Raw genomic sequence first — 11,212 nt, forward strand, 5'->3', positions numbered from 1 at the left:
GGTTAGAATAAGGATCCTTGAACTGTGACTGGCTTAACTGCCTGAATGGTACCTCTGAGCATGTCTTGTAATAATTTCTGAAATCCAGGTTGCCAATTGGAAGGACTTATTTTGATTTCTTTTCCTTCATATTCAATTGGTCCCATCATCTTTTCATAACCAATGATCATACTCCAAACGGTGTAGAAAGTGATTTCTGGCTGTAACTCAGGTCTGATACTACCATCTTTAATTCCCTGGCTCACCATCATGACACCAATTTTGGCTGGTTCATGGTGGATTTCAAGTAGTTTTTGGAAATGGATAGAATCTAAAATCAATGGATTGATCTGATCTTTGGTTTCAGGATTATTATATTTTTTCATTAAATCCAGAAAGTTCAAAATAGAATCATAATATACTTGGTTGGCTTTGGCAAATGCTGGAATCCTCACTACCAATTCACTTAGCATCTCTAGTCCATTTTTACCTTTGGTTCGGTATATTTCCCGGAATTCATCTTTAAATTGATCGAAAGCCTTTTTGGTTAAGGCCATAAAAAGGTCTTCTTTATTCTTGTAATAAAAATAGGTCAATCCTTTGCTGATCCCCGCAGTCTTTGCCACATCTTCCATTCGAGTTGCTTGAAAGCCTTTGCTCGTAAAAAGTGATACAGCAGCGTCTAAGATTAGTTTTTCTTTATTTGTTTTTTCTCCGGCCATGGGTAAATTTTTAGAGTTCTTTACAAGTAATCAAAGGTATTAAACTCCGGTCAAAAACACCCTGTGGATTGAATTATATTTTAGGATGAATTCATAAAAAAAGGCCTTAAAGTTAATTTTAAAGCCTTTTTTATTTCTGACTGAGGGTCAATTACTTGATTTCCACGATGTAATAATTTTTCTTTCCTTTTTGAACTAGCAAGTATTTTCCTTGCAATAATTCGAAAGAAATTACTCCATTGGGATCTGCGATTTTCTCCTTGTTGATACTAACTCCTCCTCCTTGAATCATTTTTCTTGCTTCTCCTTTAGAGCTGAAAATTACTCCTTGGCTTGGCTCCCCAAAAAGGTCTAAAACAGATTCTAATCCTTCAAACTCACTTTTGCTAATCTGTACCTGAGGCACTCCATCGAATACTTGTAGGAAAGTCCGTTCATCTAAAGAGGCCAAGTCTTCTGTGGATGATTTTCCGAAAAGGATAGCCGAGGCTTTCACTGCCATTTCAAAATCCTCTTTACTATGAACCATAATGGTTACGTTCTTAGCGATTTCCTTCTGGAGAATTCTCAAATGGGGGGCTTCTTGATGCTCTTTTTCCAAACCTTTAATATTTGCTTGGTCCAAAGTGGTGAAGATTCGAATGTATTTAGATGCATCTTCATCCGAGACATTCAACCAGAATTGGTAGAAGGCATATGGAGATGTTTTCTCGGGATCTAACCAAACAGATCCTCCTTCCGTTTTACCAAATTTGGTTCCATCTGCTTTGGTAATCAATGGAACAGTCAATGCATAAGCACTTCCTCCTCCCATTCTTCTGATCAGTTCTGTTCCAGTTACAATATTTCCCCATTGATCAGAACCACCTAATTGGATGGAGCAATTCCTATTTTTCCAAAGATGATAAAAGTCGTAACCTTGGATTAATTGGTAGCTGAATTCAGTAAAAGAAAGTCCATTACCATCCTCCAACCTTCTTTTTACAGAGTCTTTAGACATCATGTAATTTACCGTGATGTGCTTTCCTACATCTCTGATAAACTCCAAAAAGCTAAATTGGGACATCCAGTCGTAGTTGTTAACCAACTCAGCTTTATTTTCTGTTGCCCCGGAAAAATCTAAAAACTTTGAAAGTTGGGCCTTAATGCAAGATACGTTATGATCTAAAGTTTCCTTATTTAAGAGGTTTCGTTCTGCAGATTTAAATGAAGGGTCTCCGATCATTCCAGTGGCGCCACCTACCAATGCAAATGGTTTATGGCCAGCTCTTTGGAAATGAAGTAGGGTCATTACCCCAACCAAGTGACCAATATGTAATGAATCAGCAGTAGGGTCGAAACCAAGGTATGCAGAAGCCATCCCTTTCGCTAGGTGTTCTTCTAATTCGGGAGTCATATCCTGAAGCATTCCTCTCCAACGCAATTCTTCTATAAATGAATTCATCGATGTCTTGTGATTTTTTCGAGTCGCAAATATAGCTTTCCTAAGGGAAGCATGGAAGCAAAGATCCATTGTTTACCTAATTTTGAGAAAATTGAATTAGCCTAGATTTATATAAATCTTCTTCCAATCAAAATATCCTTCCGAAATTAGAGCTTAATTTTACTTACTTTCAGGCAAACAATACTTTATTTATGAGATCGTTAGTTAGTTCTTTTGTTTCCTTATTATTCATTCTAGTAGGAAATCTTTCTTTTGCCCAATCTACCCCTCAATGGATGAGGTACCCAGCAATTTCTCCAGATGGGTCTCAAATTGCATTTACTTTTAAGGGAGACTTATACTTAGTTTCCAGTTTGGGTGGAAAAGCTCAACAAATTACCTTTCATGAGGCCCATGATTACAAGCCTGTTTGGAGTAAGGATGGAAAACAAATTGCTTTTGCATCTGACCGTTATGGAAACTTTGATGTATTTCTTATGGACGCTACTGGAGGTCCAGCAACCCGCCTGACTTACCATTCCAATGATGAACAGCCATTTGACTTTAGTGCGGATGACCAGAATGTAATTTTTGGGGCTACGAGAATGGATATTGCCGAGCATCGCCAATATCCTACTGGCTCACAGCCTGAATTGTATCAAGTGCCAAGAAAATCTGGTAGAGTGGATCAAATCTGGACGATTCCTGCGGAATATGTACAGACTAATAAAGATGGCAGTAAGTTGATTTACCATGATAAAAAAGGTGGGGAAAATGAATGGAGAAAACACCATCAATCAGGCATTGCCCGAGATATTTGGATGTATGATCGCAATTCCAATTCCCATACCATGCTCACTTCATTTTATGGAGAAGATAGAAACCCGGTTTTCTCACCGGATGAATCTGAAATTTATTATTTGAGTGAAGCCAATGGAAGTTTCAATGTTTTTTCCATGCCGGTATCTGATCCTTCAAAATCCATTGCGCTTACCAACTTTGAAGGCTTTCCTGTTCGTTTCCTTACTATTTCTGATTCAGGTCTAATGAGTTTCGGTTATGACGGAGAGCTATATACAATGGCCATAGGGGGAAGTCCTAAAAAATTGGAAGTGAGTATTCAGACTCAGGCTATTAGTAATCCCGATAATTTTATTGCCATCAATGGTGGAGTAAGGGAAATGGTCATTTCTCCAAATGGAAAAGAAATTGCATTCATTGCCAGAGGTGAAGTATTTGTTACTTCAGTGGACGGTTCTCTGACAAAGAGAATTACGAATACTCCAGAACAAGAAAGCTTCTTGGAATTTTCTCCCGATGGAAAATCTGTTATTTATTCTAGCGAACGAGATGGAAAATGGAGCATTTACCAAAGTAAGAAGGTAAGAGATGAAGAACCTTTTTTCTATGCATCCACACATTTAACTGAAGAACCTTTAATCAGTCTAGATCAAGATGCCTATGAAGGTAAATTCTCACCTGATGGAAAGAAAATTGCCTATGTAGAAGGAAGAAGAACCCTGAAAGTAATGGATCTTGCTTCTAAAGAAACAGTGACTTTAATGACTCCTGAAGAGCTCTTCCATATGAGAGACGGGGATCAATATTACACTTGGTCTCCAGATAGCAAATGGTTATTGGCTACTTATAGACCTACCATGGCCAATTCGGAGGTCGTGCTGTTGGATGCAACCGGAGCCCAGAAAATGAAGAATCTAACCAGGAGTGGGTATGGGGATAATTCTGCCACTTGGGTCAATGGAGGAAAACAAATGCTCTGGTTTTCAAATAGAGATGGGATGAGAAGTTATGCCACCAGTGGTAGAAGCCAAGATGATGTTTATTCCATGTTTTTTGATAAAGAGGCTTGGGATAAATTCACGATGTCCAAAGAAGATTTTGATTTGATGAAAGAGATCGAAAAGTCAAATAAAAAAGAGGAAGAAGGAGATAAATCGAAATCTGATAAGAAGGATGATAAAAAAGTGGAAGACATCATGTTTGACTGGGAAGGTCTGGAAGAAAGGAAAGCAAGGTTGACTATTCATTCATCCAATCTAGGAGATGCAGTGTTATCCAAAGATGGGGAGAAGCTGTTTTATTTGACCAGTTTTGAAAAAGGCATGAATCTATGGAGTACAAATCTCCGCACCAAAGAAACCAAACAAGAGATTGCATTGGATGCAAGTTATGGAAGCTTGATGTGGGATAAAGACCTGAAGAATTTGTTTCTTTTATCCAATGGAAGCATTTCAAAGATTGACCCTGAGTCGATGAAAAAGGAAAATGTAAAGATTTCAGGAGAGATGACTTATGACTCCAATGCTGAAAGAGAATATATGTTTGAGCATATTTGGCTGCGAACGAAAGGGATTTTTTATACTCCAGATATGCATGGAGTGGATTGGGATGCAGCAAAAGTGGCTTATGAGAAGTATCTTCCAAGCATTGGGAACAGTTACGAATTTGCAGAAATGATTTCTGAGATGATCGGGGAATTGAATGTTTCTCATGCTGGTGCGCGTTATTCCAGAAGTATTTCAATGGCAGACGAAACTGCTTCACTAGGGGTGTTTTGGGATTATGAGTTTGAAGGAGATGGAGTGAAGATTGAGGAAGTAATTGCAGGCGGTCCATTGGACAAAGCAGATTTGAGTATCAAACCAGGTATGGTGATTCAAAAAATTGACGGAGTTACCATTTCAGCTGATCAGGATTTTGCCAAATTCCTAAATAGGAAAGCAGATAAGTTTACTCTTTTAGAAGTAGTAGATCCATCTTCAGGTAGTAGTCAGCAAGTTACCATTAAGCCAATTTCTCTTCGAGAAGAGAATCAGTTGCTATACAAGCGTTGGGTGAAGAAGAACCAAGAGGAGGTAACTGAAGCGAGTGATGGTAAACTTGGTTATGTACATATTCCAGGAATGAGTGATGGACCTTATAGAAATGTATATGAAGAAATGATGGGGAAATACCACGATACAGAAGGAGTAATTGTGGATACAAGGTTTAATGGAGGAGGAGATTTGGTGGCTGATTTGGCAATGTTTTTTACAGGTGAAAAGTTTCTTACCTATGCCACAGAAGACAGAGATGTAGGATATGAACCTACTGCAAGATGGACAAAGCCAACGTTGGCAATGTTTAATGAAGCAAACTACTCGGATGGACATTGTTTTGCTTGTGGGTATACCGATTTAGGAATTGGAAAAACGGTTGGGATGCCTACACCTGGTACTTGTTCATTTGCTGGATGGGAGAGTTTACCAGATGGAGGCAGATGGGGAGCAGTGCCAATTTCTGCTAAGAACAAAGCTGGTGAGTGGTTAGAAAACAATGAAACCCGACCTCAATTTGAAGTGAAAAATATGCCTGGAAAAATTGATCAGGGAATTGACCAACAATTAGAAAAGGCGATTGAGGAGTTATTAAAAGAAATTGATTAGATAATACTTCTTGAACATAAAAAAACCTGGCATTCGCCAGGTTTTTTTGCATATTCTTTATTTTGAATTATTGATACTCTTTGGTATTCAATGTTTCGTCATTTTTAAAGAAGTCTGTTAGTTTACCGAAGGAGTTTTCGAAATATCCTTCAAGCATTTTTTTGATGATAAATGTTCTGTATTCGTCTTTTGAAACAATTGGAAAATACTCGTGGCTTTTTCCGTAGGACTTGTGACTTACAAAACCTTTTCTTTCCAAAATCCTAACAATAGTGGATACCGTATTGTATGCTGGCTTTGGCTCTGACATTGCTGCAAGGATGTCTTTAACAAACCCCCTTTCAATGTCCCAGAGGATCTGCATAATCTCCTCTTCTGCTCTAGTTAATGGTTTCATAAAATTTTAGGCGTTAAGTTTTAAATCGTAGAGAAAATTATTCGTTTAGTTTGGTAAAAGCAAACAAATCTTTAGTTAAATTCTATTTTTACTACAAATTAAAGCTTTTTAGTACAAAAAAAACGCTTTAAAAAGTCCAAGAAACAAAAAAGCCTCCATCTGGAGGCTTTTGATTTTAGGAGGTTCTTAATTTTATGATCTTGGTTGCATGCAACAGTTTTACAATGGGGTAGGTGGGGTCAAATTCATACCATTTGACAGCAAAATTTGGTCTATTGGGTAATTTGTGATGATTGTTTTGAAATAATTCACCCAACATTAAAACATCTAATAGCAGGCTGTTTTTGGATTTGTCATTATTGTCAAAGTTGGCATATCCATATTTATGACCACTCCAGTTGACAATAGCACCATGGACAGGTCCCATTAAGAAATGAATAGGCAATAAGAAATACATCCACCAATGAGTGCCTGGAAGTTCAAATACTGAAATACAAAGTACATAGATAAGTACGTACAATAATCCCCATGCAACTCGGATATACATAGTGTCTGCAAACCTGTCAAATTTATTCCAATCAGGGATGTCTTTTGAAAAACGTTCCTCGGGAGTCAGCTTAAAACTGAAATAATCATTATAAATATTTTTAGTCTTCCACATCATGGTGAATAGATTTTCGGTATGATGTGGACTATGAGGATCTTTTGGAGTATCGGAATAAGCATGGTGCATTCTATGTAGAATCGCATAAGCTCGAGGTGATAAATAGGAGCTTCCTTGCCAGATCCAAGTAAATAAATAGAAAAAGCGTTCCCAATACTTGTTCATCACAAACATTTGGTGAGCGGCGTATCTATGAAGAAAGAAACTCTGGCAGAATAAAGAGAAATACCAGTGTAACAGAAAGAAAATTATAATAATCACTAGTTGTAGGTTTTATTAATTGACTTACAAATATAAACCTCTCCTGAATAAAAAAGTTAATTTTTCTCAGTAGACTTTGGAGTTGAGTATGTGATAAAAATCAGTTTTTGATTTTTTTTAAATAAATTATGTATAATTAGTTTATGGAAAACTCATCAAAAGCTGGAAATTTTTTAGTCAAAATAATAATAGGTGGCATCTCAGTATTAATTGCAGAATTTTTATTACCAGGAATTCACGTGGACTCGGTTGTAACAGGATTTATACTTGCAGCCGTCATTATTTTAATTAATTTGACGATTAAGCCCCTATTGATCATTCTTACATTGCCTATTACAATATTGACTCTAGGGATTTTTTTGCTGGTAATTAATGCCGCCATGCTGCTATTGGCAGCTGAAATTATTCCTGGGTTTTCGGTAGATGGCTTCTGGTGGGCCTTGTTTTTCGCTGTCTTACTTAGCATTATCAATTCCCTTTTCGGAAATAGTTTGGATTCAATAAACTAGCCGATTTTGATCTCCTACTCTGATGTATTTACGTTTGATTCCTGATTTGTCTTCACAATAGATGGTGGGGCCTTCAGATTTTTTTACTTCCACTACTAGAATCCACTTTTCTGAATTTGTTTTCTTGCTTTCTTCGTCTTTCCATAAGAAGTTATGCATTGAAATGGAGACTTTGGGTGTACAAAAACTTTCATTAGCCTGATCTATCATAAACCTTTCCTCATTCAAATCAATTCCGATTACTTTCTTTTGATCATTAATTCCAATAATCAAAATTCCTCCATCAGTGTTGGCCATGGCAGCTAGGCTTCTAGCAATTTTTGAAGTTGACGTAACTTTTAGCTTGAAATCCAAAGTTTTATTTTCTGTAGAATTGATTAGATTTTTTATAAATTCCTCGCTAAAGAATGTAGATTTCATTTTATTCGTTTAGATTTTGAATGTATATTAAACATCTATTTAGTACTATAGAGTCAAAATTTGATAAAACATATTAGTCGATAAAATTTTTATACGATGTCCATAATAAATGCGGGATTTGATCCAGAAAATATTGAAAAGCTCAAGTCTGAGTTAAAGAAGGCAAATAGACCTTACAAGATTATACCTGATGAAGAAAATTCTGATGAATTTGTAAATTTTTATTTCATAGGAATGTATGAAGGTAAAGAGGTGATTTATGATGCGGCTTTGTATACACTAAGGTTGCACCATGCCAGTGAAGTTTATGAAATCGCAGAGCATGAGGCAGCAAAAAAATTCCCTAACTTCAATGGGATATCCTATGAAGAAGATGAGAATGGAAATATGTTGCCATTGACAAGTGAGCAAGAAGAAGTGGGTTGGTTTATCACGGAAATGATCATGGAAATGGAAGAAGAGGAAGCAGTAAAGGTTCAGGAATTTGTTGACATTGATACGCATCATGATTTCGGAATCGGTCTTGACGCTGCTTTAAATGTAGAATTCATTGATGATAAAGTCATTAAAAAGTTTATTAAAGAATTTAATGACGATACCATTACCCTAGACGAAACCATGTATGCTTTTCAATCAGAAGAGGAGGATATTGAAGGAGATTAATTCAACTGGAAAAAACACTTTCTCTTTACGCTTGTTTAAGTACAAGCGTTTTTTTTATGCTTAAAATTGCTTATTCAACCATATATGCCCACCCGCTTCCTGCTGGACATCGATTTCCAATGGAGAAATATGCCCTCCTACCACAACAATTGATGTATGAAGGAACTGCTACAGAAGAAAATTTCTTTGATCCTGACCTGTTTGGGGAAGAGGTGATTTTATCTACACATAAATTAACTTATTGGGAAAGGCTTAAGAATTTGGAATTGACTAAATCCGAGATCCGGAAAACAGGTTTTCCTTTGAGTAAGGATTTGGTAGATAGGGAGGTGAAGATTCTTTCAGGGTCTATTCAATCTGCCCTTTTCGCCAAAGAACAAGGAATAGCTATGAATATTGCTGGAGGTACTCACCATGCATACTCTGACCGGGGAGAGGGTTTTTGCTTGCTGAATGATTTGGCTGTTACTGCCAATTACTTGATTCAACATCAACATGCTTCAAAAGTATTGATTGTTGATTTGGATGTACATCAGGGAAATGGGACTGCTGAGATTTTTCAAAACGTCAAAGAGGTATTTACTTTCAGTATGCATGGACAGTCCAATTATCCTATGCACAAAGAAAAATCAGATTTGGATGTGGGCTTACCTGATAAAATCGAGGACAAGGAATACCTCTATCTTCTTAATACTCACCTAAATAAAATTTTAGAAGAATTTGATGCAGATTTTATACTCTATCAATCAGGTGTGGATGTTCTTAAAACAGATAAATTAGGAAAACTTGCGCTATCCTTGGAAGGCGTAATGGCTAGAGATAAAATTGTTTTGGAACTTGCTCACCAAAACGAAATTCCAATCATGTGTTGCATGGGAGGAGGTTATTCACCTCAAATAAAGGATATTATAGATGCCCATGCACAAGTCTATCGGTTAGCTCAGGAAATATTTTTTTGAATCTTTAACTGATTTTAACGGAAGCTGCAGCTTGAGTCCCTTGCAAAATCAATACTTTCTTTATATTTGCGCCCTTGTCAACCATAAAGAATAAAAAGTGAAAAAAGGATTAAAACTGTTCGGTATCCTAGGATTAGCCACAGTACTATTCTACGGATGTAACCAACCTGCTGCTACATCATCTGAGGGTTCTACTCCAGCAACTACTACGGCCAGCGGTGATTTGAAAGTAGCATTCGTCTATACGGACTCTGTGATTAACAAATATGAATACTTTGTAAAGAAGTCTGAAGAGATCACAGAAAAAGGCAAAAAATTTGAAGGTGAGCTTCAAAGTAGAGCTCAAGGGTTTGAGCGAGAAGTAGCTAACTTTCAGCAGTCTGCAAATAGTATGACACAAAACCAAGCATTGGCTAAACAAGATGAACTTGGTAAGAAACAACAAAATTTAATGACCTATAGAGATAACTTGATGCAGGAACTTTCTGTGGATGAGGCAAATCTCTATAATGAAGTATACACTCAGGTTCAGGAATATTTAGATAACTACGCAAAGGAAAACTCTCTTGATGTTATTTTATCCTACACTAGAGGTGGTGCTGTATGGTATGCAAGTGATGCAATGGATGTTACAAACGCTGTTATTGAAGGTTTGAATAAAAAGTACAATAGTACTTCTACCGATTCAGCAAAATAAAAACAGGCATATTTTGATATTTAAAAGCCCGGCAAAGTCCGGGTTTTTTTGTGCTGAAATTTTAGGTAATTTTACGGCTCTAATGAAACAATGAACGAATGAAAATCACGGAATTTTTAAAACACAATTACCGTCATTTTAATGCTGCATCTTTAATTGATGCTGCTGAGGGATACAAAACCCATCTTGATAACGGTGGTAAAATGATGATTACTCTTGCCGGAGCCATGTCTACTGCTGAATTGGGTATTTCCTTGGCAGAGATGATCCGTCAGGATAAAGTACAAATTATCACCTGTACAGGAGCTAACCTGGAAGAAGATGTTTTTAACCTAGTGGCTCATGATTATTATGAGCGAATTCCTAATTACAGGGAATTGACACCTGCTCAAGAACAGGATCTGGTGGAGCGTCATATGAACCGTGTAACTGACACCTGTATTCCTGAAATGGAAGCCATGAGGAGAATTGAAAATGTGATTTTGGAAGAATGGGAGAAGGCAGACCAAGCAGGTGAAGCTTATTTTCCTCACGAGTTCTTTTACAAAATACTTCTTTCTGGAAAATTGGAACAGTATTATCAAATTGATCCAAAAGATAGCTGGTTGCTAGAAGCAGCCAAGAAAAACCTGCCGATCATTGTTCCAGGATGGGAGGATTCCACGCTAGGTAACATGTTTGCAGGTCATGTGATTTCGGGAGATATTAAAAATGTTCATACGGTTAAAACCGGAATTCAGTATATGATTTACCTTGCTGATTGGTATACAAATACGGCAACTGATGAAAGTACCATTGGATTTTTCCAAATTGGCGGGGGAATTGCAGGAGATTTCCCTATCTGCGTGGTACCAATGTTGCATCAGGATTTACAAAGAGATAATGTTCCACTTTGGGGATATTTTTGTCAGATTTCTGATTCTACCACTTCTTATGGTTCTTATTCTGGTGCTGTTCCAAATGAAAAAATCACTTGGGGCAAACTGGGGATGGAGACACCAAAGTACATTATTGAGTCTGATGCAACTATTGTGGCCCCGCTGGTATTTGCCATCGTTTTGGGTCAATAATA

The 11,212-nt window shown here is 37.1% G+C and carries 11 protein-coding genes; 6 read left to right on the plus strand and 5 right to left on the minus strand.

The features are described from left to right. Nucleotides 1–2 precede the first annotated feature (2 nt). Nucleotides 3–701, minus strand: coding sequence for a TetR/AcrR family transcriptional regulator (locus JYB62_RS03425; RefSeq protein WP_205644035.1), 699 nt, complete (start codon nt 699–701; stop codon nt 3–5). A 151-nt stretch (nt 702–852) separates the two neighbouring features. Beyond that, entirely contained in the window at nt 853–2,145 is a 1,293-nt protein-coding gene (tyrS, locus tag JYB62_RS03430; protein WP_205644036.1) for a tyrosine--tRNA ligase, read from the minus strand. 191 nt (nt 2,146–2,336) lie between these two features. On the opposite strand from tyrS, the gene JYB62_RS03435 reads away from it, so the two are divergent. Then, nucleotides 2,337–5,570 (plus strand): S41 family peptidase, encoded by a 3,234-nt coding sequence (locus JYB62_RS03435; protein WP_205644037.1) that lies wholly within the window; start codon nt 2,337–2,339, stop codon nt 5,568–5,570. 67 nt (nt 5,571–5,637) lie between these two features. On the opposite strand, the gene JYB62_RS03440 is transcribed toward JYB62_RS03435, so the two are convergent. Together JYB62_RS03440 and JYB62_RS03445 are read right to left on the minus strand one after the other, a co-directional pair. Then, nucleotides 5,638–5,967 carry a BlaI/MecI/CopY family transcriptional regulator gene (locus JYB62_RS03440; protein ID WP_205644038.1) on the minus strand — a complete coding sequence of 110 codons (330 nt, stop codon included), beginning with the start codon at nt 5,965–5,967 and terminating at the stop codon, nt 5,638–5,640. Nucleotides 5,968–6,142: 175 nt separating this feature from the next. Beyond that, nucleotides 6,143–6,892 carry an acyl-CoA desaturase gene (locus tag JYB62_RS03445; protein WP_205644039.1) on the minus strand — a complete coding sequence of 250 codons (750 nt, stop codon included), beginning with the start codon at nt 6,890–6,892 and terminating at the stop codon, nt 6,143–6,145. Between the two features lie 143 nt (nt 6,893–7,035). Here JYB62_RS03445 and JYB62_RS03450 point away from each other — a divergent pair, with 143 nt between their 5' ends. Further along, nucleotides 7,036–7,401 carry a phage holin family protein gene (locus JYB62_RS03450; RefSeq protein WP_205644040.1) on the plus strand — a complete coding sequence of 122 codons (366 nt, stop codon included), beginning with the start codon at nt 7,036–7,038 and terminating at the stop codon, nt 7,399–7,401. Here the strand turns inward: JYB62_RS03450 and JYB62_RS03455 are convergent. Then, on the minus strand, nt 7,390–7,821 hold the full coding sequence (locus JYB62_RS03455) for an AlbA family DNA-binding domain-containing protein (RefSeq protein ID WP_205644041.1): 432 nt from the start codon (nt 7,819–7,821) through the stop codon (nt 7,390–7,392). The genes JYB62_RS03450 and JYB62_RS03455 overlap by 12 nt on opposite strands. Nucleotides 7,822–7,917: 96 nt before the next feature. Between JYB62_RS03455 and JYB62_RS03460 the strand changes: the two genes are divergently transcribed. The 4 genes from JYB62_RS03460 to JYB62_RS03475 all read left to right on the plus strand — a co-directional run bounded on the left by JYB62_RS03460 (nt 7,918) and on the right by JYB62_RS03475 (nt 11,210). Further along, nucleotides 7,918–8,484, plus strand: coding sequence for a hypothetical protein (locus tag JYB62_RS03460; protein ID WP_074224312.1), 567 nt, complete (start codon nt 7,918–7,920; stop codon nt 8,482–8,484). Nucleotides 8,485–8,540: 56 nt separating this feature from the next. Beyond that, on the plus strand, nt 8,541–9,443 hold the full coding sequence (locus JYB62_RS03465; RefSeq protein ID WP_205644042.1) for a histone deacetylase family protein: 903 nt from the start codon (nt 8,541–8,543) through the stop codon (nt 9,441–9,443). Between the two features lie 97 nt (nt 9,444–9,540). Then, nucleotides 9,541–10,140, plus strand: coding sequence for an OmpH family outer membrane protein (locus tag JYB62_RS03470; RefSeq protein ID WP_317194623.1), 600 nt, complete (start codon nt 9,541–9,543; stop codon nt 10,138–10,140). Nucleotides 10,141–10,238: 98 nt separating this feature from the next. Beyond that, the gene (locus tag JYB62_RS03475; RefSeq protein ID WP_205644043.1) at nt 10,239–11,210 is read left to right on the plus strand and encodes a deoxyhypusine synthase family protein; all 972 of its coding nucleotides are present in this window, start codon (nt 10,239–10,241) and stop codon (nt 11,208–11,210) included. Nucleotides 11,211–11,212: the final 2 nt, after the last annotated feature.

The sequence above is a fragment of the Algoriphagus lutimaris genome (assembly GCF_017051705.1).
GTDB lineage: Bacteria > Bacteroidota > Bacteroidia > Cytophagales > Cyclobacteriaceae > Algoriphagus > Algoriphagus lutimaris.

Excerpts from the sequence above, each read along its gene's own strand:
- JYB62_RS03425 (WP_205644035.1), bottom strand. The coding sequence starts at position 701 with ATGGCCGGAGAAAAAACAAATAAAGAAAAACTAATCTTAGACGCTGCT.
- tyrS (WP_205644036.1), bottom strand. The coding sequence starts at position 2,145 with ATGAATTCATTTATAGAAGAATTGCGTTGGAGAGGAATGCTTCAGGAT.
- JYB62_RS03435 (WP_205644037.1), top strand. The coding sequence starts at position 2,337 with ATGAGATCGTTAGTTAGTTCTTTTGTTTCCTTATTATTCATTCTAGTA.
- JYB62_RS03440 (WP_205644038.1), bottom strand. The coding sequence starts at position 5,967 with ATGAAACCATTAACTAGAGCAGAAGAGGAGATTATGCAGATCCTCTGG.
- JYB62_RS03450 (WP_205644040.1), top strand. The coding sequence starts at position 7,036 with ATGGAAAACTCATCAAAAGCTGGAAATTTTTTAGTCAAAATAATAATA.
- JYB62_RS03455 (WP_205644041.1), bottom strand. The coding sequence starts at position 7,821 with ATGAAATCTACATTCTTTAGCGAGGAATTTATAAAAAATCTAATCAAT.
- JYB62_RS03460 (WP_074224312.1), top strand. The coding sequence starts at position 7,918 with ATGTCCATAATAAATGCGGGATTTGATCCAGAAAATATTGAAAAGCTC.
- JYB62_RS03465 (WP_205644042.1), top strand. The coding sequence starts at position 8,541 with ATGCTTAAAATTGCTTATTCAACCATATATGCCCACCCGCTTCCTGCT.
- JYB62_RS03475 (WP_205644043.1), top strand. The coding sequence starts at position 10,239 with ATGAAAATCACGGAATTTTTAAAACACAATTACCGTCATTTTAATGCT.